This is a genomic window from Pseudomonas sp. E141 (assembly GCF_052659885.1).
Genome location: NZ_CP084024.1, coordinates 5,779,316 through 5,803,492, shown reverse-complemented (window position 1 = coordinate 5,803,492; position 24,177 = coordinate 5,779,316). Strand labels below are relative to the sequence as shown.

The following is a 24,177-nucleotide window of genomic DNA, read 5'->3' as shown; positions in this document are numbered from 1 at the left end:
CTGCTGTTGAAACTGCTGATTCTCGATCGGGACGGAGTGATCAACCACGACTCCGACGCTTATATCAAATCGGTGGAGGAGTGGTTGCCGCTCCCCGGTTCGATCGAAGCCATCGCGCAGTTGAGCAAGGCCGGCTGGACGGTGGCGGTTGCCACCAACCAGTCGGGCATTGCCCGCGGTTACTACGACCTCGCGGTCCTTGAGGCCATGCATGAGCGCTTGCGCGCATTGGTGGCCGAGCAGGGCGGTGAAGTCGGGCTGATCGTCTACTGCCCGCACGGGCCGGACGAAGGTTGTGATTGCCGCAAGCCCAAGCCGGGCATGTTGAAAACCATTGCCGCTCACTACGATGTAACGCTGGCGGGAGTGTGGTTCGTCGGCGACAGCCTGGGTGACCTGGAGGCGGCCAAGGCCGTCGATTGTCAGCCCGTTTTGGTAAAGACCGGCAAAGGCGAGAAGACTCTGGGCAAGACCCTGCCGGTGGGCACCCTGATTTTTGAAGACTTGGCGGCGATTGCCGCTGAACTTATCCACAATTAGAGCTCCCAAGACATCCTGATCAAGGACTGTTCGGGAAGCGCTTAAACAGTCGGGCACTGCCCGCAACGGTAAATGCCGCTATGTCGATATTGCAGGCCATCAGAACCTTTCTCTTTTACCTGCTGCTGGGCACCAGTTCGTTGTTGTGGTGCACGTTGAGTTTTTTTGTAGCGCCTTTCATGTCGTTCAGGACGCGCTACCGTTTTATCAATGTGTACTGGTGCCGTTGCGCGCTGTGGCTGAGCAAGGTTTTTCTGGGGATACGGTATGAAGTAAAAGGCGCCGAAAACGTGCCTGAGCGGCCGTGCGTGATCCAGTCCAACCACCAGAGCACCTGGGAGACTTTCTTCCTTTCGGCTTACTTCGAGCCCCTGAGCCAAGTGCTCAAACGTGAGCTGCTGTTCGTACCTTTCTTCGGCTGGGCCATGGCAATGCTGCGCCCCATCGCCATTGACCGGGACAACCCCAAGGTTGCTCTCAAGCAAGTGGCGAAAAAAGGTGATGAGCTACTCAAGGACAAGGTTTGGGTTTTGATCTTTCCAGAAGGTACCCGTGTTCCCTACGGGACGATCGGCAAATTCTCCCGCAGTGGCAGCGCATTGGCGGTAAACGCTGACCTGCCGGTGCTGCCGATTGCACACAATGCCGGCAAGTTCTGGCCCAAGGGTGGCTGGCTCCGGACACCGGGCGTCATCACCGTGGTGATCGGCAAGCCCATGTATGCCGAAGGTAGCGGGCCCCGCGCCATTGCCGAGCTCAATGAACGCGTACAAACCTGGAACGAACAGACCCAACGGGAGATGGGTTCGCTTCCACCCGGTCCTGTCGCGGAAGTGCCCACGGAACAAGCCGCTGTTTGATATCTGTGGATAACCTGTGCACCGTTTTTTCGAAATTCGTAACTTTTCTGTTTTATGTCTTTGTTTTTAATACATATTTCATAAAAACATAAAAGCCGCCGACAGGTGCATAAGTTTTTTATAGCACCAAGATCGTCCGAAGGCTCGGGCCCCGTTCGGACGATCTTTACTCCGCCAACAACGGGAATCGCAGGCTGAACGTCGTGCCTTTGCCTACCACGCTATGGCATTCGATTTTCCCCTCATGATGGTCCACCACGGCCTTGACCATCGACAGTCCCAAGCCAATGCCATCCACACCGTGAGCCGAGGAAAACCGTCGATACTGGCTGAACAGGTCCGGTAGTTCTTCGGCGCTGATGCCCTTGCCCTGGTCGGCGACGTTGCAGGTCAACCAACCCGACGTGCAATGAACCTGCAGGGAAATGCAGGCGTCGGGCGGGCTGTACTTGATGGCATTTTCCAGCAGATTGAACAGGGCACGGGTCAGCAATGATTGATCCGCGCTCACCATCGCCTCTTCATCCTCTATTTCATGAATCAACTGGATGCGTTTTGCCTGGGCGATGGGCAGCGCCTGGTCAAGTACATCCAGGACCAACATGGCGAACAGCGTCGGTTGGAATTGATACGCCTCAGACTCGGCCTTGGCCAGTTGCACAAAGCCGTCGGTCAATTCCAAGGCGCGACGCACCTGCCGCTCGATCTGATCGAAGAGCGGATTATTCGCTCCGTTCTGATGCCGCTGCACATCCAGCAGGGCCAGGATCGCCGAGTGGGGCGCGCGCAAATCATGGGACAAAAAACGCAGCATGACGCTGCGCTGCTCTTCGGCTTCGCGCTCCGCGCTCAGGTCGATGAGGCTCAGTAACCAGCCTATCGGCGCCTCACCATCAACCGGCAATAGCGGGGCTCGTTCCAGACGCAGGCTGCGCTCCCGGCTGTCGCGAAACTCCACCAGGGGCAATGTGGATAATCGGTGAGGCACCCCGCGCTCCAGTCCTGGGTAACCCAGCTGCGCGAGATGCTCCAATACATCGCCCCCCGCCAAGCCATGGCCGAAGAGATCACGCGCTTTGCGGTTACCCAGCAATATCTTGCCTTGGGGATCGCTGATCATTGTTGCCACCGGCAGGTATTCGAGGCCATCGGCAATAAAGCGACGGGTGTCCCGGGTTCTCCCCATGGCTTGCTCCAGGGCCATGATCTGGCCCTGCAAGCGGTCGCTGCCCGTGTAGGGCGCACGACGCCGTTCGGGGAACACCTTGGGCTCCGCATCCAGGCGCGCCAGTTCCCAGCCAAAGTAGGCCAGCACCACGCTCAGCCGCCGCCAATTCCAGATCAGATAGCCAAACACGATGCCCAGCACGCTCGCCATGGGCGACCACCACCAACCTTCAGCCGCAAGTACGACACTGATCAGCAGGGCCATGCTCATGCCACCCACTGTCGTCCACAGCGCCAGGCGAGGGCGCAGCAATAGCAACCCCAGCACAACAGCGACCACAAACACCGACAACAACGCCGCTTCTGGCCCGTGGCGTGTTGGCTGGGTACTGAACGACAACAACGCGGTGAGCGGTAATAGAAGAAGACTTATCCACAACCATTCCCGTACCAATTGGCGAAACATGCGTTGGACTTGGGTCGGTTCACGGCTTTCACGACGACGCTGGTTGCTCATAAGCACCCTGACAGAACATAGGAACGGGGGATTTTTTTCATGGGGGGTCGCGTGTCGCACCAGCAGGCTGAAGACCAAAGACTATAGCGGACTCGATAGGTGGCGCGCTGCTACCTTTCCCTGCGCGTCATGAGCCGGTATTGTCACTGCCAGCGACAGGGGACCTGCAACCCGACAACTTATCGGCCCGCCGAGGTTACATCGGGCAAGTGGAATATTTGTTCAGATTGCAGGCCACCCTGATGATGTCCGTTACTCTCGAGATCAAGGAATCGCATCCCATGCGTGTCGCCATACTGGATGACGAACCGGCCGAGCTGCGCCGGGTGGAACAGACACTGCAACAAATCCCCGGCAGGGGCGAGCAAGCCTGGACCTTGCACAGTTTTGAGCGCGGCGAAGACCTGTTGCGGCAGCTGCGCCGGGAAACCTTCGACCTCTTGATCCTCGACTGGCAATTGCCCGACATCAGCGGGTTGTCGCTGCTGCGCTGGACGCGGGAGCACATGGACTCGCCCCCGGCCGCCATCATGCTCACCAGCCGCGACGGCGAGCACGATGTGGTCCAGGCCCTCAACGCCGGGGCCGACGACTACGTGAGCAAACCCTTCAGGCCTAACGAACTCAAGGCCCGGGTCACAGCCGTGTTGCGACGCCATAACCTGCAACGTGCTCCAGCCAGCGACGTGCTGGTATTCAACGACCTGGAATTCGACGACGCCGAACTGACCGTCACCCGCGCCGGTATCCCCATCAGCCTGACCGAACGGGAATACCGCCTGGCCCGCTGCCTGTTCGCCAACCTGGGCCGTCCACTGTCCCGGGAGTATTTCTACGAGCGCTTCTGGACCCACGAGGAAATGACCTCGTCGCGCCCGCTCGACACCCACATCTACCGTCTGCGCAACAAACTCGGGCTGACGGCGGATCGGGGTTGGCAGTTGCTGACGATTTATGGGTATGGGTATCGGTTGGAGAGTGTGGCGGCGGGGAGTGAAGCTTCGGTGGCGAGTTAGGGTTAGGGCCAACGGGCGAAAAAAAAGGCCAACGCATATGCGTTGGCCTTTTTCGTTGGCGCAGGGTGTGTGGATCAGAAATCCAGGTTAGACACCGCCAACGCATTGCTCTCGATGAAGTCACGACGAGGCTCGACCGCATCACCCATCAGGGTGTTGAAGATCTGGTCCGCGCCGATGGCGTCTTCGATGGTGACTTTCAGCATCCGGCGCGAGCCTGGGTCCATGGTGGTTTCCCACAGCTGGTCCGGGTTCATTTCACCCAGACCTTTATAGCGCTGGATGGTGTGGCGCTTGGTGCTTTCGGCCATCAGCCACTCAAGGGCTTCCTTGAACTCGGTAACGGCTTTCTTGCGCTCACCACGCTGGATGTACGCGCCTTCGTCCAGCAGGGTGCTCAGTTGCGCGCCCAGGGAGACGACAGTCTTGTAGTCGTTGCTGCCGAAGAAGTCGCGGTTGAAAGTGACGTAGTTGGACAGGCCGTGGGAGATCAGTTCGACCTCTGGCAGCCAGACGTTACGCTCACGGTCTTCACGCAGGCTGGCTTTGTACACCAGGCCAGACTTCTCTACGGTGCGCAGACGAACTTCGTACTGGGCCAGCCAATCCTGCATTGCAGCGTGATCGGAGAGCTGTTCCATGCTGACAGCCGGCAGGTAGATGAAGTGCTCGGTCAGCTCCTGTGGGTACAGGCGCGACAGGCGCTTGAGAGTCTTCATCACCAGGCGGAAGTCGTTGACCAGGCGCTCAAGGGCTTCGCCGGAAATGCCTGGGGCCTCTTCGTTCAGGTGCAGGCTCGCATCTTCCAGGGCCGACTGCGTCATGTACTCTTCCATGGCGTCGTCGTCTTTGATGTATTGCTCTTGCTTGCCTTTCTTGACCTTGTACAGCGGAGGCTGGGCGATATAGATGTAGCCGCGCTCGATCAGCTCCGGCAACTGACGGAAGAAGAACGTCAGCAACAGGGTGCGGATGTGCGAACCGTCGACGTCGGCGTCGGTCATGATGATGATGTTGTGATAACGCAGCTTGTCGATGTTGTACTCATCGCGGCCGATGCCACAGCCCAGCGCAGTGATGAGCGTGCCGACTTCCTGGGAGGAGATCATCTTGTCGAAGCGCGCCTTCTCGACGTTCAGGATCTTGCCCTTGAGCGGCAGGATGGCCTGGGTGCGGCGGTTGCGGCCCTGCTTGGCGGAACCGCCAGCAGAGTCACCTTCCACGAGGTACAGTTCGGACAAGGCAGGGTCTTTTTCCTGGCAGTCGGCCAGTTTGCCCGGCAAACCGGCGATGTCCAGCGCGCCTTTGCGGCGGGTCATCTCACGGGCCTTGCGCGCTGCTTCACGGGCACGGGCGGCGTCGATCATCTTGCCGACCACCAGCTTGGCTTCGTTGGGGTTTTCCAGCAGGAAGTCGGAGAAGTATTTGCCCATTTCCTGTTCGACTGCGGTCTTCACTTCGGAAGAAACCAGCTTGTCCTTGGTCTGGGAACTGAACTTCGGATCCGGCACTTTCACCGAAATGATCGCCGTCAGGCCTTCACGGGCATCGTCACCGGTGGTGGCGACTTTATGCTTCTTCGCCAGACCTTCCTGTTCGATGTAGTTGTTCAGGTTACGGGTCAGCGCCGAACGGAAACCCACCAGGTGAGTACCGCCATCGCGCTGTGGAATGTTGTTGGTGAAGCACAACAGGTTCTCGTTGAAGCTGTCGTTCCACTGCAGGGCGATTTCCACGCCGATGCCATCTTCGCGCTGGACGTTGAAGTGGAACACCTGGTTGACCGCAGTCTTGTTGGTGTTCAGGTATTCAACGAATGCACGCAGGCCCCCTTCGTACTTGAACAGCTCTTCCTTGCCGCTGCGCTCGTCCTTGAGGACGATACCGACACCGGAGTTGAGGAAGGACAGTTCACGAATCCGCTTGGCCAGGATGTCCCAGCTGAAGTGGATGTTCTTGAAGGTTTCGCTGGAAGCCTTGAAGTGAATCTGGGTGCCGGTGGTTTCGCTGTCGCCTACGATCGCCATTGGCGCCTGAGGCACACCGTGGACGTAGGTTTGTTCCCAGATCTTGCCACTGCGGCGAACGGTAAGAACAAGCTCTTCGGACAGTGCGTTCACGACCGATACACCTACGCCGTGCAGACCGCCGGAAACCTTGTAGGAGTTGTCATCGAACTTACCGCCGGCGTGCAGCACGGTCATGATGACCTCGGCTGCGGAAACGCCTTCTTCCTTGTGTACGTCTACCGGGATGCCACGACCGTTGTCACGAACAGTGATGGACTCATCCGGGTGGATGATGATGCTGATGTCATCGCAATGACCGGCGAGGGCTTCGTCGATGGAGTTGTCGACCACCTCGAACACCATGTGGTGCAGACCGCTGCCATCGTCGGTGTCACCAATGTACATACCGGGACGTTTGCGTACGGCATCCAGGCCTTTCAGCACTTTAATGCTCGTTGAGTCGTACGTATTTTCTTCGCTCAATGCCTTCACTCCCGATGGTCGTGGGTCTGGGTGATACGGCCCTGTTCCACGTGGAACAGAGCGACTGGCGTTTCCGTCTGCCAGCCTTCCCTCAATAATTCGTGATCTACACAGGTGATAAAAACCTGGCAGCGTAAGTCTTCCAGCAAGCGGCAGAGTGCGCGGCGGTGGGCTTCGTCCAATTCGGACGGCAAGTCATCCACCAGATAAATACACTGACCGCGTCGAGCCTGGCTGACCAAATGGCCTTGGGCAATACGCAATGCACACACCACCAACTTCTGCTGCCCCCGGGACAAGATGTCCGCGGCATTATGTGCGCCCAATCTAAGGCGCAAGTCAGCGCGTTGCGGTCCAGCCTGGGTATGGCCCATCTGCTGGTCCCGCTGCAGCGAGCCAGCCAGTACGGTGCTCAGTTCCCGGTCCTTGTCCCAGCCTCGGTAATAGCTGAGCGTCAGGCCCTCAAGCTCAACCAGTTCGCTCAAGGTCTGCTCGAAGACCGGTTTCAAGGCTTTGATGTAAGCGCGGCGGTATTCATCTATTTCAGCGCTGGCCTGGCACAGTTCCCTGTCCCAAACCGCTTGCGAAACGGCGTCAAGTGTACCATGCCGCAGCCAGGAATTTCGCTGGCGCAGCGCCTTCTGCAAGCGCTGCCAAGTGGCCATGAACCGCGGTTCCACGTGGAACACGCCCCAGTCGAGAAACTGTCGACGAATCTTCGGCGCGCCTTCCAGCAAACGGAAACTGTCCGGGTTGATCAACTGCAACGGCAGGATCTCCGCCAGTTGCGCGGCGCTGCGGGCATTCTGCCCATCGATGCGGATCTGGAATTCGCCTTGCCGGTCCCGTGATATCCCCAAGGCACTGTGACCGCCTTGCGCCAACTCCACCTGTCCGAACACGGTGCAGGCCAACTGATCGTATTGGATGACCGGTAACAGACGGGTGCTACGAAACGAACGAGCAAGCCCCAGCAGGTGAACAGCTTCCAGAACACTGGTTTTGCCGCTGCCGTTAGCGCCGTAAAGGATATTGATGCGGGGGGAAGGGGAGAAGGTCACCGGGTGCAGATTGCGCACCGCGGTGACCGAGACGCGACTTAAGGACATCTAGCTGATTACAGACGCATCGGCATGACAACGTAGGCCGAGTCGTCGTTATCGGATTCCTGCACCAGCGCACTGCTGTTGGAGTCCGACAGGATCAGACGCACTTGCTCAGTGGTCATCACGCCCAGTACGTCGAGCAGGTAGCTGACGTTGAAGCCGATTTCCAGAGAGCCGCCGTTGTATTCAACGCCCACTTCTTCTTCCGCCTCTTCCTGCTCCGGGTTGTTCGCCTGGATTTTCAGCTGACCGTTGGCCAATTGCAGACGAATGCCGCGGTACTTCTCGTTGGACAGGATCGCGGTACGGCTGAACGCCTCGCGCAGCGCCTGGCGGTCACCCAAGACCAGTTTGTCACCGCCTTTGGGCAGCACGCGCTCGTAGTCAGGGAATTTGCCGTCCACCAGCTTCGAGGTGAAGGTGAACTCACCCGTGGTGGCGCGGATATGGTGCTGGCCCAACACGATACTGACATTGCCGTCCGGCTCGGTCAGTAGGCGCGCGAGCTCCAGGATACCTTTGCGCGGGACGATGACTTGGTGGCGGTCTGGCTGACCGATATCGGCCTGCATCGAGCACATGGCCAGACGGTGACCGTCGGTGGCGACGGCGCGGATGATACCGGCGGACACTTCCAGGAGCATGCCGTTGAGGTAGTAACGCACGTCCTGCTGCGCCATGGCGAAGCTGGTGCGTTCGATCAAACGGCGCAATTTGCTTTGCTCGAGGCTGCAGGTCAGCGAGCCTGGGCCTTCTTCCACCGTCGGGAAGTCGTTGGCCGGCAGCGTCGACAAGGTGAAACGGCTGCGACCGGCCTTGACCACGAGCTTCTGCTCATCGACCTTGATGTCGATCAGCGCATCGTTGGGCAGGCTTTTGCAGATGTCCATCAGCTTGCGCGCCGGCACGGTGATGGAACCTGGATCGGCCGGTTCTTCAAGCTGTACACGACCGACCAGCTCGACTTCCAGGTCGGTACCGGTCAGCGACAATTGCTGGCCTTCGACAACCAGCAGCACGTTGGAAAGTACCGGCAAGGTCTGGCGGCGTTCGACGACGCCTGCGACCAGTTGCAGGGGTTTCAACAGGGCTTCGCGTTGAATGGTGAAATGCATGGTCTAGTCCCTTGCCTTAATAAGCTGCGCTGGTGGTCATCAAGTGGTCAGTGTTCGCAGCAGGTTCTTGTAGTCCTCGCGGATGTCCGCGTCGGATTCCTTAAGTTCGTTGATCTTACGACAGGCGTGCAACACCGTGGTGTGGTCGCGTCCGCCAAACACATCGCCAATTTCCGGCAGACTGTGGTTGGTCAGCTCCTTGGACAAGGCCATCGCCACCTGACGCGGGCGAGCCACCGAACGCGATCGGCGTTTGGACAGCAGGTCGGATATCTTGATTTTGTAGTATTCAGCGACAGTGCGCTGAATGTTATCCACAGAAACCAGCTTGTCCTGGAGCGCTAACAAATCCTTCAAGGACTCGCGAATCAACTCGATGGTGATGTCGCGGCCCATGAAGTGCGAATGAGCGATGACCCGCTTGAGGGCGCCTTCGAGCTCACGTACGTTCGAGCGGATACGTTGGGCAATGAAGAATGCGGCGTCGTGAGGCAGTTCGACCTTGGCCTGATCAGCCTTCTTCATCAGGATCGCCACCCGGGTTTCCAGCTCCGGCGGCTCGACGGCAACCGTCAGGCCCCAGCCAAAACGCGACTTGAGACGTTCTTCCAGACCTTCGATTTCTTTCGGGTAGCGGTCACTGGTAAGAATGACCTGCTGCCCGCCTTCAAGCAATGCGTTGAAGGTGTGGAAAAACTCTTCCTGGGAACGCTCCTTGCGGGCGAAGAACTGAATGTCGTCGATCAGCAAGGCGTCCACCGAACGGTAGAAGCGCTTGAACTCGTTGATCGCGTTCAGCTGCAGCGCCTTGACCATGTCGGCCACGAAACGCTCGGAATGCAGGTACACGACCTTGGCATTCGGGTTCTTCTTTAATAGGTGGTTACCCACCGCGTGCATCAAGTGGGTTTTACCCAAGCCTACGCCACCATAAAGGAAGAGCGGGTTGTAGCCATGCTTGGGGTTGTCCGCGACCTGCCAGGCTGCCGCTCGCGCCAGTTGGTTGGACTTGCCCTCAACGAAGTTCTCGAAGGTAAAGGTGCGGTTCAGGTAACTGGTGTGCTTGAGCGCGCCTTCGACCTGGACGGTGCGCTGTTCGGCGCGTACCGGAGCTTGTTGGGAGCTGGCGCCGGCCATTGGGTCGAAGCTGTCCCGCGAGGGCTCTTCGCTGACCTCGGCCACTTTTTGTGCATTACGCTTGCTGGGGGCCGGTGTGGGGGCCGGTGCGGCATGGTTAACCGGCGCCGCGACAGCCTGGGCCTGGGAGGCCGCAGCGGCCAACGGGGCGTTGGGGGCGGCGCGCGGCGCAGAGCTGCGTTTGCTGCCTATTAATAAGGACAGCGCAGGCGCCATGCCATTGCCATGCTCATCGAGCAGTTCCATGACCCGTCCCAGGTACTTTTCGTTGACCCAGTCAAGAACGAAACGGTTCGGTGCATAGACGCGCAACTCGTCGCCTTCGGCTTCGACCTGTAGCGGACGGATCCAAGTGTTGAATTGTTGGGCAGGCAGCTCATCGCGCAAAAGCTCCACGCACTGCTGCCAAAGTTCCACTGACACGGATATCCCCTAAGTTGAAAGCCGGTGAGGCAAAAACAAGCGGCCATTGTAGCGAGCGGACGCCCACTTATCCACATGCAGGTTGCTCATCCACCATGATTTATCAATGCCTTAACAACGAGCAAGACGACAGGCGGTCGGTGGATAAGCTCTGTGGATAACTGCCCGTGAGGTCGTTGCACAAGTGGGGGTTGAAGTCGGTGGATAACCTTCCTGTGGATAAGTAGCCATTCCACACACAGCTTATCCGACAGCGCAGCACAGGCTGAACACCGCTTTCCCCTGTAGTTGTCATTCTCTGTACATGGCGGACTACGAGGCCTAGGCATGGTTATCCACAGATAGGTGCCAGCCTTGCTTTTATAAGCTTTACAGAAAAGCTTTAAATAATTCCCTTCTTTTTAATTCTATATCTGGAGCCCTGCGATGAAGCCGCTATCCAGGCGCGATATCTATTTGAAGTAAACGCTGGTTGGAAATTGACCTAGAGGCTTGCTTTCTCTAGAATCCCCGGTCTCTTAAAACGGGGGCCATTCCGGCCCGTTGTGGACGAACCCAGGTAACACGACATGAAACGTACTTTCCAACCAAGCACTATCAAACGCGCTCGTACCCACGGTTTCCGTGCTCGCATGGCTACCAAGAACGGTCGTGCCGTCCTGTCGCGTCGTCGCGCCAAAGGTCGTGCGCGTCTGGCAGTTTGATAATCCGGCACTGGAGGTGAGTCAGGACTTCAGTCGGGAAAAGCGTCTGCTTACACCCCGGCATTTCAAGGCAGTCTTTGACTCCCCTACCGGCAAGGTTCCGGGGAAAAATCTCCTGCTCCTTGCGCGCAGCAACGATCTTGATCACCCCCGACTAGGGCTGGTTATCGGGAAAAAGAGCGTCAAGCTCTCCGTTCAGCGCAATCGCCTCAAACGTCTGATGCGCGAATCGTTTCGCCTGAACCAGGATTCTCTGGTCGGTTGGGACATTGTTATCGTCGCGCGCAAAGGTTTGGGTGACGTAGAAAACCCCGAATTGATTCAGCATTTCGGCAAACTCTGGAAGCGCTTGGCTCGTAACAAGCCAGTACCGCCAGCAGTCAACACCGAAACTGTAGGGGTAGACAGTCCCGATGCGTAAACTGGCACTCGTTCCGATCCAGTTTTATCGCTACGCCATTAGTCCCCTGATGGCCAGTCACTGTCGTTTCTACCCCAGTTGTTCTTGCTACGCGTATGAAGCCATAGAAAATCATGGCCTTCTGCGCGGTGGCTGGCTGACCTTTCGTCGTTTAGGTCGCTGTCATCCGTGGAATCCCGGCGGTTATGACCCGGTTCCGCCTATCCCTACCTCCCGTTCTTCTTCGATGGCCGAGTAATCATGGATATCAAACGCACGATCCTGATCGTCGCCCTGGCAATCGTGTCCTACGTAATGGTTCTTAAATGGAACCAGGACTATGGCCAGGCTGCCCTGCCGACTCAGAATGTTGCAGCCAGCAATACCGCACCGAGCTTGCCGGACACCACGACTGGCAATAGCACCGCCAGCAATGACGACATCCCGCGCGCGGCAAGCGATACCACTGCTCCTGCCGAAGCCCCTGTGGCTGCAAGCAAGGATCTGATCCAGATCAAGACGGACGTGCTTGAGCTGGCAATCGATCCACAAGGTGGTGACGTCGCTCAGTTGAAGCTGCCGTTGTATCCGCGCCGCCAGGACCATCCGGAAATTCCATTCCAGTTGTTCGATAACGGCAATGAGCGGACCTATCTGGCCCAAAGTGGTCTGATCGGCACCAACGGCCCGGATGCAAACCCGGCCGGCCGCCCGGTTTACTCCTCCGAGAAGAAGACTTATCAACTGGCTGACGGTCAGGACCAATTGGTCGTGGACCTGAAGTTCAGCAAGGACGGCGTCAATTACATCAAGCGTTTCACTTTGAAACGTGGCCTGTATGACGTGACCGTTTCCTACCTGATCGACAACCAGAGCGCACAGCCCTGGTCTGGTGCGATGTTCGCGCAGCTCAAGCGTGACGCCAGCGATGATCCTTCCTCCAGCACCGCCACCGGTACCGCGACTTACCTGGGCGCTGCCCTGTGGACAAGTTCGGAGCCGTACAAGAAAGTGTCCATGAAAGACATGGACAAGGCGCAGCTCAAGGAAACCGTACAAGGTGGTTGGGTTGCCTGGTTGCAGCACTATTTTGTAACCGCCTGGATCCCGCAGAAAGGCGAGAACAACGTCGTCCAGACGCGTAAAGACAGCAAAGGCAACTACATCGTCGGTTATACCGGCCCGGCATTGACCGCTGCACCAGGTGCAAAAGTCGAGACCAGCGCGATTCTGTATGCCGGTCCAAAAAGCCAAGCGGTGTTGAAAGAGTTGTCCCCAGGTCTGGAACTGACCGTGGACTACGGGTTCCTGTGGTTCATTGCCCAGCCAATCTTCTGGCTGCTGCAACATATCCACAGCATCGTCGGTAACTGGGGCTGGTCGATCATCTTCCTGACCATGCTGATCAAGGGGATCTTCTTCCCATTGTCGGCAGCCAGCTACAAATCCATGGCTCGCATGCGCGCAGTGGCACCGAAACTGGCCGCCCTGAAAGAACAACATGGCGATGACCGGCAGAAAATGTCCCAGGCCATGATGGAGCTGTACAAGAAAGAGAAGATCAACCCGTTGGGTGGTTGCTTGCCGATTCTTGTCCAAATGCCCGTGTTCCTGGCGCTGTACTGGGTGCTGCTGGAAAGCGTGGAGATGCGCCAGGCACCGTTCATGCTGTGGATTACCGACCTGTCGATCAAGGATCCGTTCTTCATCCTGCCGATCATCATGGGCGCGACCATGTTCATTCAGCAGCAGCTGAACCCAACGCCTCCGGACCCTATGCAGGCGAAGGTCATGAAGATGATGCCGATCATCTTCACCTTCTTCTTCCTGTGGTTCCCTGCGGGCCTGGTGCTGTACTGGGTTGTGAACAACGTGTTGTCGATTACCCAGCAGTGGTACATCACGCGTAAGATCGAAGCGGCTACGAAAAAAGCCGAGGCGTAACTTGCTCTGTGGATAACCACACAAAACGCCCCCTAGTGGGGCGTTTTGCTATCTGCCACTTTTGTCTGGATACCGGTTTATGAGCGCACCTCGTGAAACCATCGCCGCCGTTGCCACTGCCCAAGGTCGCGGCGGAGTCGGCATCGTCCGTATTTCGGGACCGTTGGCCAGCATCGCGGCCAAGGCCATCAGCGGTCGAGAACTCAAACCGCGGTTTGCTCACTACGGCCCTTTTTTCAGTGATGACCAGCAGGTGCTCGATGAAGGCCTGGCTTTGTATTTTCCTGGTCCCAACTCGTTCACCGGCGAAGATGTGCTGGAACTGCAAGGCCATGGTGGTCCGATCGTCCTGGACATGTTGCTCAAGCGTTGCCTCGAACTGGGGTGTCGTCTTGCGCGACCAGGCGAGTTCAGCGAACGCGCATTCCTCAACGACAAGCTCGACCTGGCCCAGGCCGAAGCCATTGCTGATCTGATCGAAGCCAGTTCCGCACAGGCCGCGCGCAATGCCTTGCGATCCCTGCAGGGCGCTTTTTCCCAGCGTGTGCATAACCTCACCGAACAACTGATTGGCCTGCGGATCTACGTCGAGGCCGCGATCGACTTTCCCGAGGAAGAGATCGACTTTCTCGCCGATGGTCACGTGCTCAGCATGCTCGACAAGGTCCGCGATGAGTTATCCACAGTACTGCGCGAAGCCGGGCAGGGTGCTTTGTTGCGCGATGGTATGACGGTGGTGATCGCCGGAAGGCCAAATGCCGGCAAATCCAGCCTCCTCAACGCCTTGGCAGGCCGTGAGGCCGCGATTGTCACAGAGATCGCCGGCACCACCCGGGATATTCTGCGCGAACATATCCACATCGATGGTATGCCCCTGCATGTGGTCGACACGGCCGGCCTGCGGGATACCGACGACCATGTGGAAAAAATCGGCGTGGAGCGTGCGCTCAAAGCCATCGGCGAGGCTGACCGCGTGTTGTTGGTGGTCGATGCCACGGCCCCGGAAGCGGATGATCCTTTCGCGTTGTGGCCAGAGTTTCTGGAAACCCGGCCTGACCCTTCGAAAGTCACGCTGATTCGAAACAAGGCCGACCTGACCGGGGAACCCGTGACCCTGGAGGTCAGCGCTGATGGCCACGTCACCATTAGCCTCAGTGCGAAATCCGCGGATATGGGACTGGAGTTGCTGCGCGAACATTTAAAGGCCTGCATGGGTTACGAGCAGACTTCGGAAAGCAGCTTCAGCGCCCGTCGTCGGCACCTTGAGGCGCTGCGCCATGCCAGCGCTGCGCTTGAGCACGGTCGCGCGCAACTGACCCTCGCTGGAGCCGGTGAGCTACTGGCCGAAGATTTACGTCAGGCCCAGCAATCTCTCGGGGAAATTACCGGGGCCTTCAGCTCTGATGACCTGCTTGGTCGCATCTTCTCCAGCTTCTGCATCGGTAAATAACCCATTCCTTAAGAACCCGGCTGCTATCGACCCTACAACGAGTCCATGCAGCCGGTTTTCTCCCTTTTCTAGAACGATTGCCCTGCATGGCGGCTTGCCTGTGGGCGGTGTCTGGATCAAAAGCCAATTTTCCTGTGGATTAAGCCCTGTGAATAACTGGGCCTGAGGTCAGTTGATAAACCCCCTTCAAAACTGAAGATAACCGCCTCTGTGGATAACCACCCCATTCATCCACAGGCTTACACCGGTTATCCAAGCCCCTCAGCCGTACCTGACCACAGGGTTTTGAATCTCTGTACATATTGAATATAAAGGCATTCAGAGCTTTATCCACAGAAATTAAGGTCAGTAAGAATAAACATAAAAACAAAGGTTTATAAATTTCTTTCTTTTTAATTTCTTTAACCTCGACTTCTCCACAGCTGGTTAAATTTTGTGCAAAGGGTTCTTTAGGAAAGGGGAAGTCCCTATACTTGCCGACCTGGCTCGAAAAACGCCCAAGGCCAGGCTCAAACCTATTTTCCGAATTACCTGAATTAAGCAGGCACGAGGTGCGTGGTGGATTTCCCTTCCCGTTTTGAAGTGATCGTCATCGGCGGCGGTCATGCCGGTACCGAGGCAGCACTTGCATCAGCACGCATGGGGGCTAAAACCCTGTTGCTGACGCATAACGTGGAAACCCTCGGCGCCATGAGCTGCAACCCCGCCATTGGTGGGATTGGCAAAAGCCATCTGGTCAAGGAAATCGATGCCCTCGGTGGCGCGATGGCCATGGCCACCGATAAAGGTGGTATTCAGTTTCGTGTATTGAACAGCCGTAAAGGCCCGGCCGTGCGGGCTACTCGTGCCCAGGCCGACCGTGTCCTGTACAAGGCCGCTGTCCGCGAAATCCTGGAAAACCAGCCGAACCTATGGATATTTCAACAGGCAGCCGATGACCTGATCGTCGAGCAGGACCAGGTGCGCGGTGTTGTGACCCAGATGGGCCTGCGCTTCTTCGCTGACTCCGTGGTGCTGACCACCGGGACCTTCCTCGGTGGACTTATCCACATCGGCATGCAGAACTATTCCGGCGGTCGCGCAGGTGATCCACCCTCAATCGCACTGGCCCAGCGCCTGCGTGAGTTGCCGTTGCGTGTCGGTCGCCTGAAAACCGGTACGCCACCGCGCATCGATGGCCGCTCTGTGGATTTCTCGGTGATGACCGAGCAGCCGGGCGATACGCCGATTCCGGTCATGTCGTTCATGGGCTCCAAAGCGCAGCACCCGAAACAGGTGAGCTGCTGGATCACCCATACCAACGCCCGCACTCACGAAATCATTGCTGCCAACCTGGATCGCTCGCCCATGTATTCCGGCGTGATCGAAGGTATCGGGCCGCGTTATTGCCCATCGATCGAAGACAAGATCCATCGGTTTGCCGACAAGGAAAGCCATCAGGTCTTCATCGAACCCGAAGGCCTGACGACGCACGAGCTGTACCCGAACGGGATTTCCACTTCCCTGCCGTTCGACGTGCAACTGCAGATCGTCCAATCGATTCGCGGCATGGAAAACGCCCACATCGTTCGTCCGGGCTATGCCATCGAATACGATTACTTCGACCCGCGGGACCTCAAGTACAGCCTGGAAACCAAAGTCATCGGCGGCCTGTTCTTTGCCGGACAAATCAACGGCACCACCGGTTACGAAGAGGCCGGTGCCCAAGGCCTGCTGGCTGGCGCCAACGCAGCGCTGCGCGCCCAGGGCAAAGACAGCTGGTGCCCGCGCCGCGATGAGGCGTATATCGGTGTGCTTGTGGATGATTTGATTACCCTGGGTACCCAGGAACCGTATCGGATGTTCACCTCCCGTGCCGAATATCGTCTGATCCTGCGTGAAGACAACGCTGACCTGCGCCTGACCGAGAAAGGTCGCGAGCTGGGGCTGGTCGATGACGTTCGCTGGGCCGCGTTCTGCAAGAAACGCGAGAGTATCGAGCTGGAAGAACAGCGCCTGAAAAGCACTTGGGTTCGTCCTGGTACCGAGCAGGGCGATGCCATCGCGACCAAATTCGGCACACCGCTGACCCACGAATACAACTTGCTCAACTTGTTGAGCCGCCCGGAAATCGATTATGCCGGGCTGGTGGAAGTGACCGGTCAGGGCGCGGAGGATCCGCAGGTGGCCGAGCAGGTCGAGATCAAGACCAAATACGCCGGTTACATCGACCGTCAGCAAGACGAAATCGCCCGTCTGCGCGCCAGTGAAGACACCAAACTGCCTGTGGATATCGATTACACCGGCATTTCCGGGTTGTCGAAGGAAATCCAGAGCAAGCTCGGTGCAACTCGTCCCGAGACCCTGGGCCAGGCTTCGCGCATTCCCGGTGTGACCCCGGCGGCCATTTCCCTGTTGATGATTCATTTGAAAAAACGCGGCGCGGGCCGTCAGTTGGAGCAAAGCGCTTGAGTTCGATGGTCACCTCGCAACACGCCGAAGAGTTATCCACAGGTGCCCGTCAGCTCGGCGTCAGCCTGACCGAAGCCCAGCACGCGCAGTTGCTGGGCTATCTGGCCCTGTTGATCAAATGGAACAAGGCCTACAACCTGACCGCGGTGCGCGATCCGGATGAAATGGTCTCGCGGCATCTGCTCGACAGCCTCAGCGTCATGTCCTTCATCGAAGACGGCCGCTGGCTCGATGTCGGCAGTGGCGGTGGCATGCCGGGTATCCCGCTGGCGATCCTGTTTCCTGGTTCGCAAGTGACCTGCCTGGACAGCAACGGCAAGAAAACCCGCTTCCTGACCCAGGTCAAACTCGAACTCAAACTGGATAACCTGCAAGTTATCCACAGCCGCGTCGAAGCGTTCCAGCCTGCCCAGCCTTTCAACGGGATCATCTCCCGGGCGTTCAGCAGCATGGAAAACTTCAGCAACTGGACTCGCCACCTGGGCGATGCCGATACGCGCTGGCTGGCAATGAAGGGCGTTCATCCGGCCGATGAGCTGGTAGCATTGCCGGCAGACTTCCACCTCGATAGCGAACACGCCCTGGCCGTACCCGGTTGCCAAGGCCAACGCCATCTGCTGATACTGCGCCGCACGGCATGATTGGGAATACAAGCAACAATGGCTAAGGTATTCGCGATAGCGAACCAGAAGGGTGGTGTGGGTAAAACCACCACCTGCATCAACCTCGCAGCATCCCTGGTCGCGACCAAGCGCCGGGTGTTGCTGATCGATCTCGATCCACAGGGCAACGCCACCATGGGTAGCGGTGTGGATAAACATGGCTTGGAAAACTCCATTTACGATGTCCTGATCGGCGAATGCGATCTGGGCCAGGCCATGCATTTCTCCGAACACGGCGGTTATCAACTGCTGCCGGCCAACCGTGACCTGACGGCGGCCGAAGTGGTTCTGCTGGAAATGCAGATGAAGGAAAGCCGCCTGCGCAGCGCCTTGGCGCCGATTCGGGAAAATTACGATTACATCCTGATCGACTGCCCACCGTCGCTTTCGATGCTGACTCTCAACGCCCTGGTGGCCGCTGATGGGGTGATTATTCCCATGCAGTGCGAGTACTTTGCCCTCGAAGGGTTGAGCGACCTTGTGGATAACATCAAGCGCATTGCCGAACTGCTGAACCCGGAGCTGAAAGTCGAGGGCCTGCTGCGGACCATGTATGACCCGCGCCTGAGCCTGATGAACGACGTATCGGCCCAGCTCAAGGAACACTTCGGCGAGCAGCTCTACGATACGGTCATTCCGCGTAACATCCGTTTGGCCGAAGCGCCGAGCTACGGCATGCCGGCCCTGGCCTACGACAAACAATCCCGAGGCGCGCTGGCCTACCTGGCCCTGGCGGGCGAGATGGTTCGCCGCCAGCGCCGAAACCCACGCACCGCTGCTGCCCAGCCAACTTAAGGAAACCCCATGGCCGTCAAGAAACGAGGTCTCGGACGTGGACTGGATGCACTGCTCAGTGGCCCCACTGTCAGTTCGCTGGAAGAGCAGGCCGTACAAGTCGATCAGCGCGAGCTGCAACACTTGCCCCTGGACCTGATCCAGCGCGGCAAGTATCAGCCGCGTCGGGACATGGATCCGCAGGCACTGGAAGAGCTGGCCCAGTCGATCAAGAGCCAGGGCGTGATGCAGCCGATCGTGGTTCGGCCGATCGCCAACGGGCGCTTCGAGATCATCGCCGGCGAACGCCGCTGGCGTGCCAGCCAGCAGGCGGGTCAGGAAACCATTCCGGCGATGGTCCGCGATGTACCGGATGAAACCGCCATCGCCATGGCGCTGATCGAGAATATCCAGCGCGAAGACCTCAACCCGATCGAAGAGGCTGTGGCCCTGCAGCGTTTGCAGCAGGAGTTCCAGCTGACTCAACAGCAGGTCGCCGAGGCGGTGGGCAAGTCCCGCGTGACCGTGGCCAACCTGTTGCGCCTGATTGCCTTGCCGGAAGTCATCAAGACCATGCTGTCCCATGGTGATCTGGAAATGGGGCATGCCCGGGCGTTGCTCGGTTTGCCGGAAAATCAACAGGTTGAAGGGGCGCGACATGTTGTCGCACGAGGCCTGACTGTGCGCCAAACCGAGGCACTGGTTCGTCAGTGGCTCAGTGGTAAACCGGCACCTGTCGAAGCACCGAAAACCGATCCGGATATCGCACGCCTGGAACAGCGCCTGGCCGAGCGCCTAGGCTCTGCGGTGCAGATTCGCCACGGCAAGAAGGGCAAAGGGCAATTGGTGATCGGTTATAACTCCCTCGATGAGCTGCAAGGTGTCCTTGCGCACATTCGCTGAAACAATTGCTCTTGTAGCGCGCAGTCGGAAATCACTACCTGGCAGTTGAATAGGGGCAGAACCGCCCCTATACTCTGCGCGCATTTTGTCGGCACAAATTATGCCAAGTTATTGAATTATGGCGGCCGATCATTGGAGAGCAAAAGCGATGGAAACACGCACGCCAAACCGCTTGCCGTTCCATCGTCTGGCTGTTTTCCCGGTGTTGATGACCCAATTCGTCGTTGTACTGATCGCTGCTTTGGCGCTCTGGCAATGGAAGGGAGTCGTCGCCGGATACTCAGGGCTTTGCGGAGGCCTGATAGCCTTGCTTCCCAATATTTATTTCGCTCACAGGGCATTTCGGTTTTCCGGCGCCCGAGCAGCCCAAGCCATCGTCCGGTCTTTTTATGCCGGTGAGGCGGGGAAACTGATTTTGACGGCAGTGCTGTTTGCATTGACGTTCGCAGGTGTGAAGCCACTGGCGCCGCTGGCTGTATTCAGCGTCTTCGTGCTGACCCAACTGGTTAGCTGGTTCGCTCCCCTGCTAATGAGAACAAGACTTTCGAGACCTTAGGGCGTTTGAGGCAACCATGGCAGAGACAACCGCTTCGGGCTATATCCAGCACCACTTGCAGAACCTGACCTTCGGGCAGCTACCCAATGGCGGCTGGGGCTTTGCTCACACCGCAGCAGAAGCCAAGGAAATGGGCTTCTGGGCCTTCCACGTCGATACGCTCGGCTGGTCGGTCGCACTGGGTCTGATCTTCGTGCTTCTTTTCCGCATGGCGGCGAAGAAGGCGACTTCCGGTCAGCCTGGTGCACTGCAGAACTTCGTTGAAGTATTGGTCGAATTCGTCGATGGCAGCGTGAAAGACAGCTTCCATGGCCGTAGCCCGGTGATCGCACCGCTGGCACTGACCATCTTCGTCTGGGTGTTCCTGATGAACGCCATCGACCTGGTACCGGTCGACTGGATTCCTCAGCTGGCCATCCTGATCTCCGGCGATTCGCACATCCCGTTCCGCGCCGTGTCGACTACCGACCCGAACGCGACCCTGGGCATGGCGTTCTCGGTTTTCGCACTGATCATTTTCTATAGCATCAAGGTCAAGGGCATCGGCGGCTTCATCGGCGAACTGACCCTGCACCCGTTCGGCAGCAAGAACATTCTCGTTCAGGCCCTGCTGATCCCGGTGAACTTCCTTCTGGAGTTCGTGACCCTGATCGCCAAACCGATCTCCCTGGCCCTGCGTCTGTTCGGCAACATGTATGCCGGCGAGCTGGTGTTCATCCTGATCGCCGTGATGTTCGGCAGCGGTCTGCTCTGGCTCAGCGGCCTGGGTGTAGTTCTGCAGTGGGCGTGGGCTGTGTTCCACATCCTGATCATCACCCTGCAGGCGTTCATCTTCATGATGCTGACCATCGTCTACCTGTCGATGGCGCACGAAGAAAACCATTAAGGCCAGTCTCGACTAGTCTGATGTCCTTCCCGGTCACACGGGAAGGGGCCCGAACGGGCTTGATGAAACGATTTGTTTTACCGCTTTAATCTAAAAAACCTAAACCATACGACGTAAAAGTCGGGAGGAAAGATGGAAACTGTAGTTGGTCTAACCGCTATCGCTGTTGCACTGTTGATCGGCCTGGGCGCACTGGGTACCGCAATTGGTTTCGGCCTGCTGGGCGGCAAGTTCCTGGAAGGCGCCGCGCGTCAGCCAGAAATGGTTCCAATGCTGCAAGTTAAAATGTTCATCGTGGCTGGTCTGCTCGACGCCGTGACCATGATCGGTGTTGGTATCGCTCTGTTCTTCACCTTTGCGAACCCGTTCGTTGGTCAAATCGCTGGCTAATTACTCGGATGTCTCGAGTAGATTGGTGTGATGGACAACGTAACTGCGAGGTGTTGGCGTGAACATTAATGCGACCCTGATTGGCCAGTCCGTTGCGTTCCTGATTTTTGTACTGTTCTGCATGAAGTTCGTATGGCCTCCGGTCATTGCGGCATTGCACGAACGTCAAAAGAAGATCGCGGATGGTCTGGACGCTGCCAGCCGTGCAGCTCGCGACCTGGAGTTGGCCCATGAGAAAGTGGGTCAGCAACTGCGCGAAGCGAAAGCTCAGGCAGCTGAAATCATCGAGCAAGCCAAGAAACGCGGTACCCAGATTGTCGACGAAGCCCGTGAACAGGCTCGCGTCGAAGCTGACCGTGTGAAGGCTCAGGCTCAAGCCGAGATCGAACAGGAACTGAACAGTGTCAAAGACGCCCTGCGTGCCCAAGTGGGTGCCCTGGCTGTTGGCGGTGCTTCGAAGATCCTGGGTGCCACAATCGATCAAAACGCGCACGCAGAGCTGGTAAACAAACTGGCTGCTGAAATTTAAGCGAGGGCGATCATGGCAGAACTGACCACGTTGGCCCGACCTTACGCTAAGGCGGCCTTCGAGCACGCTCAGGCCCACCAGCAACTGGCCAATTGGTCAGCCATGCTCGGCCTGGCAGCAGCGGTGTCGCAAGACGACACCATGCAGCGCGTGCTCAAGGCCCCGCGACTGACGAGCGCAGAAAAGGCCGCCACGTTCATTGACGTGTGCGGCGACAAGTTCGATGCCAAGGCACAGAATTTCATTCACGTCGTTGCCGAAAACGACCGTCTCCCGCTTCTGCCGGAGATCGCCGCATTGTTCGACCTGTACAAGGCTGAGCAAGAGAAGTCGGTAGACGTGGAAGTGACCAGTGCTTTTGCATTGAACCAAGAACAGCAAGACAAACTCGCCAAGGTTCTCAGTGCACGACTCAACCGGGAAGTGCGTCTGGACGTTACGGAAGACCCTGCCTTGATTGGTGGTGTCGTTATCCGCGCCGGTGACCTGGTTATCGATGGCTCGATTCGCGGCAAAATCGCGAAACTTGCCGAAGCATTGAAATCTTGAGTTTGAAGGGGCAGCAGAGCAATGCAGCAACTCAATCCTTCCGAAATAAGTGAAATTATCAAGGGCCGCATCGACAAGCTCGATGTGACCTCCCAAGCCCGTAACGAAGGCACTGTCGTCAGCGTATCTGACGGCATCGTGCGGATTCACGGTCTGGCCGACGTCATGTACGGCGAGATGATCGAGTTTCCGGGCGGCGTCTACGGTATGGCCCTCAACCTGGAGCAAGACTCTGTAGGTGCCGTGGTATTGGGCGCGTACACGTCTCTGGCTGAAGGCATGAGCGCCAAGTGCACCGGCCGCATCCTCGAAGTTCCGGTTGGTAAGGAACTGCTGGGTCGCGTAGTCGACGCACTGGGTAACCCAGTTGACGGCAAAGGTCCGCTGAACAACACCGAGACCGATGCGGTCGAGAAAGTTGCTCCAGGCGTGATCTGGCGTAAGTCGGTAGACCAGCCTGTACAGACTGGCTACAAGGCTGTCGATGCCATGATCCCTGTCGGCCGTGGCCAGCGTGAGCTGATCATCGGTGACCGTCAGATCGGTAAAACCGCTCTGGCGATCGACGCGATCATCAACCAGAAGAACAGCGGCATTTTCTGCGTCTACGTGGCAATCGGTCAGAAGCAATCGACCATCGCCAACGTGGTTCGCAAGCTGGAAGAAAACGGCGCCCTGGCCAACACGATCATCGTGGCTGCCAGTGCTTCGGAATCTCCTGCGCTGCAGTTCCTGGCACCGTACTCCGGTTGCACCATGGGCGAATACTTCCGCGACCGCGGTGAAGACGCGCTGATCGTTTATGACGATCTGTCCAAGCAGGCAGTGGCTTACCGCCAGATCTCCCTGCTGCTGCGCCGTCCACCAGGCCGTGAAGCTTACCCAGGCGACGTGTTCTATCTCCACTCCCGTCTGCTGGAGCGCGCATCCCGCGTTTCGGAAGAGTACGTAGAGAAGTTCACCAACGGCGCAGTGACCGGCAAAACCGGTTCCCTGACCGCACTGCCGATCATCGAAACCCAGGCTGGCGACGTTTCCGCGTTCGTTCCGACCAACGTGATTTCCATCACCGACGGTCAGATCTTCCTGGAATCGGCCATGTTCAACTCCGGGATCCGTCCTGCTGTGAACGCCGGTGTTTCGGTATCCCGTGTGGGTGGTGCCGCTCAGACCAAGATCATCAAGAAGCTCTCCGGTGGTATCCGTACCGCTCTGGCTCAGTACCGTGAACTGGCGGCATTCGCCCAATTCGCGTCTGACCTGGACGAAGCGACCCGTAAGCAACTTGAGCATGGTCAGCGCGTTACCGAGCTGATGAAGCAGAAGCAATACGCTCCGATGTCGATCGCTGACATGGCGTTGTCGCTGTATGCCGCTGAACGTGGGTTCCTGACTGACGTCGAAATCGCCAAGGTCGGCAGCTTTGAACAAGCGCTGATTGCTTACTTCAACCGCGATCACGCCGATTTGATGGCGAAGATCAACGTGAAGGGTGACTTCAATGACGAAATCGACGCTGGCATGAAAGCCGGTATCGAGAAGTTCAAGGCCACCCAAACCTGGTAAGCCGCAGCGGGAGTCGCAAGGCTCCCGCTTGCTAACCTGA

At 57.8% G+C, this 24,177-nt stretch carries 23 protein-coding genes; 18 read left to right on the top strand and 5 right to left on the bottom strand.

Annotation, left to right across the window (positions count from 1 at the left end; genetic code table 11):
• Both gmhB and GKKCFE_RS25995 read left to right on the top strand, forming a co-directional pair.
• Positions 1-540, top strand: a complete 540-nt coding sequence (gene gmhB, locus GKKCFE_RS26000) for a D-glycero-beta-D-manno-heptose 1,7-bisphosphate 7-phosphatase (protein ID WP_171061292.1) — start codon at positions 1-3, stop codon at positions 538-540.
• 80 nt (positions 541-620) lie between these two features.
• On the top strand, positions 621-1,400 hold the full coding sequence (locus tag GKKCFE_RS25995) for a lysophospholipid acyltransferase family protein (protein WP_047230107.1): 780 nt from the start codon (positions 621-623) through the stop codon (positions 1,398-1,400).
• 166 nt (positions 1,401-1,566) lie between these two features.
• Here the strand turns inward: GKKCFE_RS25995 and GKKCFE_RS25990 are convergent, their stop codons facing one another.
• On the bottom strand, positions 1,567-3,084 hold the full coding sequence (locus GKKCFE_RS25990; RefSeq protein WP_107323178.1) for a sensor histidine kinase: 1,518 nt from the start codon (positions 3,082-3,084) through the stop codon (positions 1,567-1,569).
• A gap of 281 nt (positions 3,085-3,365) precedes the next feature.
• On the opposite strand from GKKCFE_RS25990, the gene GKKCFE_RS25985 reads away from it, so the two are divergent.
• Positions 3,366-4,100 (top strand): response regulator transcription factor, encoded by a 735-nt coding sequence (locus GKKCFE_RS25985; protein WP_076386511.1) that lies wholly within the window; start codon positions 3,366-3,368, stop codon positions 4,098-4,100.
• A 74-nt stretch (positions 4,101-4,174) separates the two neighbouring features.
• Here the strand turns inward: GKKCFE_RS25985 and gyrB are convergent, their stop codons facing one another.
• From gyrB to dnaA, 4 genes are read right to left on the bottom strand one after another with little or no spacing between them, the layout of a single operon-like run.
• Positions 4,175-6,592 carry a DNA topoisomerase (ATP-hydrolyzing) subunit B gene (gene gyrB, locus GKKCFE_RS25980; protein WP_047230120.1) on the bottom strand — a complete coding sequence of 806 codons (2,418 nt, stop codon included), beginning with the start codon at positions 6,590-6,592 and terminating at the stop codon, positions 4,175-4,177.
• A 5-nt stretch (positions 6,593-6,597) separates the two neighbouring features.
• Positions 6,598-7,701, bottom strand: coding sequence for a DNA replication/repair protein RecF (recF, locus tag GKKCFE_RS25975; RefSeq protein WP_047230105.1), 1,104 nt, complete (start codon positions 7,699-7,701; stop codon positions 6,598-6,600).
• A gap of 8 nt (positions 7,702-7,709) precedes the next feature.
• The gene (gene dnaN / locus GKKCFE_RS25970; RefSeq protein WP_007903001.1) at positions 7,710-8,813 is read right to left on the bottom strand and encodes a DNA polymerase III subunit beta; all 1,104 of its coding nucleotides are present in this window, start codon (positions 8,811-8,813) and stop codon (positions 7,710-7,712) included.
• Between the two features lie 39 nt (positions 8,814-8,852).
• Positions 8,853-10,373 carry a chromosomal replication initiator protein DnaA gene (dnaA, locus tag GKKCFE_RS25965; protein WP_047230104.1) on the bottom strand — a complete coding sequence of 507 codons (1,521 nt, stop codon included), beginning with the start codon at positions 10,371-10,373 and terminating at the stop codon, positions 8,853-8,855.
• A gap of 569 nt (positions 10,374-10,942) precedes the next feature.
• Here dnaA and rpmH point away from each other — a divergent pair.
• The 15 genes from rpmH to atpA all read left to right on the top strand — a co-directional run bounded on the left by rpmH (position 10,943) and on the right by atpA (position 24,137).
• Positions 10,943-11,077, top strand: coding sequence for a 50S ribosomal protein L34 (rpmH, locus tag GKKCFE_RS25960; RefSeq protein WP_003213577.1), 135 nt, complete (start codon positions 10,943-10,945; stop codon positions 11,075-11,077).
• Positions 11,078-11,093: 16 nt separating this feature from the next.
• A complete protein-coding gene (gene rnpA / locus GKKCFE_RS25955; RefSeq protein WP_445578074.1) occupies positions 11,094-11,498 on the top strand; it encodes a ribonuclease P protein component in 405 nt (134 codons plus the stop codon).
• On the top strand, positions 11,491-11,736 hold the full coding sequence (gene yidD / locus GKKCFE_RS25950; protein ID WP_010465488.1) for a membrane protein insertion efficiency factor YidD: 246 nt from the start codon (positions 11,491-11,493) through the stop codon (positions 11,734-11,736). The genes rnpA and yidD overlap by 8 nt, the downstream gene beginning before the upstream one ends.
• A gap of 2 nt (positions 11,737-11,738) precedes the next feature.
• Positions 11,739-13,421 (top strand): membrane protein insertase YidC, encoded by a 1,683-nt coding sequence (gene yidC / locus GKKCFE_RS25945; protein WP_417695570.1) that lies wholly within the window; start codon positions 11,739-11,741, stop codon positions 13,419-13,421.
• A 79-nt stretch (positions 13,422-13,500) separates the two neighbouring features.
• Complete coding sequence (gene mnmE, locus GKKCFE_RS25940; RefSeq protein WP_445577283.1) at positions 13,501-14,871, top strand: tRNA uridine-5-carboxymethylaminomethyl(34) synthesis GTPase MnmE; 1,371 nt, start codon at positions 13,501-13,503, stop codon at positions 14,869-14,871.
• A gap of 558 nt (positions 14,872-15,429) precedes the next feature.
• A complete protein-coding gene (gene mnmG / locus GKKCFE_RS25935; protein ID WP_047230101.1) occupies positions 15,430-17,322 on the top strand; it encodes a tRNA uridine-5-carboxymethylaminomethyl(34) synthesis enzyme MnmG in 1,893 nt (630 codons plus the stop codon).
• A 5-nt stretch (positions 17,323-17,327) separates the two neighbouring features.
• On the top strand, positions 17,328-17,963 hold the full coding sequence (rsmG, locus tag GKKCFE_RS25930) for a 16S rRNA (guanine(527)-N(7))-methyltransferase RsmG (RefSeq protein ID WP_171061291.1): 636 nt from the start codon (positions 17,328-17,330) through the stop codon (positions 17,961-17,963).
• An 18-nt stretch (positions 17,964-17,981) separates the two neighbouring features.
• Positions 17,982-18,779: a ParA family protein gene (locus tag GKKCFE_RS25925; RefSeq protein WP_003187199.1), complete on the top strand. Its 798-nt coding sequence runs from the start codon at positions 17,982-17,984 to the stop codon at positions 18,777-18,779.
• 9 nt (positions 18,780-18,788) lie between these two features.
• The gene (locus tag GKKCFE_RS25920) at positions 18,789-19,661 is read left to right on the top strand and encodes a ParB/RepB/Spo0J family partition protein (RefSeq protein ID WP_003207098.1); all 873 of its coding nucleotides are present in this window, start codon (positions 18,789-18,791) and stop codon (positions 19,659-19,661) included.
• A 148-nt stretch (positions 19,662-19,809) separates the two neighbouring features.
• Entirely contained in the window at positions 19,810-20,217 is a 408-nt protein-coding gene (locus GKKCFE_RS25915; RefSeq protein ID WP_047230099.1) for a F0F1 ATP synthase subunit I, read from the top strand.
• A gap of 16 nt (positions 20,218-20,233) precedes the next feature.
• On the top strand, positions 20,234-21,103 hold the full coding sequence (atpB, locus tag GKKCFE_RS25910; RefSeq protein WP_047230098.1) for a F0F1 ATP synthase subunit A: 870 nt from the start codon (positions 20,234-20,236) through the stop codon (positions 21,101-21,103).
• A gap of 132 nt (positions 21,104-21,235) precedes the next feature.
• Complete coding sequence (gene atpE / locus GKKCFE_RS25905) at positions 21,236-21,493, top strand: F0F1 ATP synthase subunit C (protein ID WP_003097235.1); 258 nt, start codon at positions 21,236-21,238, stop codon at positions 21,491-21,493.
• 58 nt (positions 21,494-21,551) lie between these two features.
• Positions 21,552-22,022 carry a F0F1 ATP synthase subunit B gene (locus GKKCFE_RS25900; protein ID WP_047230097.1) on the top strand — a complete coding sequence of 157 codons (471 nt, stop codon included), beginning with the start codon at positions 21,552-21,554 and terminating at the stop codon, positions 22,020-22,022.
• A gap of 12 nt (positions 22,023-22,034) precedes the next feature.
• The gene (locus tag GKKCFE_RS25895) at positions 22,035-22,571 is read left to right on the top strand and encodes a F0F1 ATP synthase subunit delta (protein ID WP_047230096.1); all 537 of its coding nucleotides are present in this window, start codon (positions 22,035-22,037) and stop codon (positions 22,569-22,571) included.
• Positions 22,572-22,592: 21 nt separating this feature from the next.
• Positions 22,593-24,137: a F0F1 ATP synthase subunit alpha gene (atpA, locus tag GKKCFE_RS25890; protein ID WP_025216279.1), complete on the top strand. Its 1,545-nt coding sequence runs from the start codon at positions 22,593-22,595 to the stop codon at positions 24,135-24,137.
• The last annotated feature ends 40 nt before the right edge of the window (positions 24,138-24,177 follow it).

What these genes read in the sequence shown, in the direction of transcription:
- GKKCFE_RS25995 (WP_047230107.1), top strand. Translation starts at nt 621, where the DNA reads ATGTCGATATTGCAGGCCATCAGAACCTTTCTCTTTTACCTGCTGCTG.
- GKKCFE_RS25990 (WP_107323178.1), bottom strand. Translation starts at nt 3,084, where the DNA reads ATGAGCAACCAGCGTCGTCGTGAAAGCCGTGAACCGACCCAAGTCCAA.
- GKKCFE_RS25985 (WP_076386511.1), top strand. Translation starts at nt 3,366, where the DNA reads ATGCGTGTCGCCATACTGGATGACGAACCGGCCGAGCTGCGCCGGGTG.
- recF (WP_047230105.1), bottom strand. Translation starts at nt 7,701, where the DNA reads ATGTCCTTAAGTCGCGTCTCGGTCACCGCGGTGCGCAATCTGCACCCG.
- dnaN (WP_007903001.1), bottom strand. Translation starts at nt 8,813, where the DNA reads ATGCATTTCACCATTCAACGCGAAGCCCTGTTGAAACCCCTGCAACTG.
- rpmH (WP_003213577.1), top strand. Translation starts at nt 10,943, where the DNA reads ATGAAACGTACTTTCCAACCAAGCACTATCAAACGCGCTCGTACCCAC.
- yidD (WP_010465488.1), top strand. Translation starts at nt 11,491, where the DNA reads ATGCGTAAACTGGCACTCGTTCCGATCCAGTTTTATCGCTACGCCATT.
- yidC (WP_417695570.1), top strand. Translation starts at nt 11,739, where the DNA reads ATGGATATCAAACGCACGATCCTGATCGTCGCCCTGGCAATCGTGTCC.
- mnmE (WP_445577283.1), top strand. Translation starts at nt 13,501, where the DNA reads ATGAGCGCACCTCGTGAAACCATCGCCGCCGTTGCCACTGCCCAAGGT.
- rsmG (WP_171061291.1), top strand. Translation starts at nt 17,328, where the DNA reads ATGGTCACCTCGCAACACGCCGAAGAGTTATCCACAGGTGCCCGTCAG.
- GKKCFE_RS25925 (WP_003187199.1), top strand. Translation starts at nt 17,982, where the DNA reads ATGGCTAAGGTATTCGCGATAGCGAACCAGAAGGGTGGTGTGGGTAAA.
- GKKCFE_RS25920 (WP_003207098.1), top strand. Translation starts at nt 18,789, where the DNA reads ATGGCCGTCAAGAAACGAGGTCTCGGACGTGGACTGGATGCACTGCTC.
- GKKCFE_RS25915 (WP_047230099.1), top strand. Translation starts at nt 19,810, where the DNA reads ATGGAAACACGCACGCCAAACCGCTTGCCGTTCCATCGTCTGGCTGTT.
- atpB (WP_047230098.1), top strand. Translation starts at nt 20,234, where the DNA reads ATGGCAGAGACAACCGCTTCGGGCTATATCCAGCACCACTTGCAGAAC.
- atpE (WP_003097235.1), top strand. Translation starts at nt 21,236, where the DNA reads ATGGAAACTGTAGTTGGTCTAACCGCTATCGCTGTTGCACTGTTGATC.
- GKKCFE_RS25895 (WP_047230096.1), top strand. Translation starts at nt 22,035, where the DNA reads ATGGCAGAACTGACCACGTTGGCCCGACCTTACGCTAAGGCGGCCTTC.
- atpA (WP_025216279.1), top strand. Translation starts at nt 22,593, where the DNA reads ATGCAGCAACTCAATCCTTCCGAAATAAGTGAAATTATCAAGGGCCGC.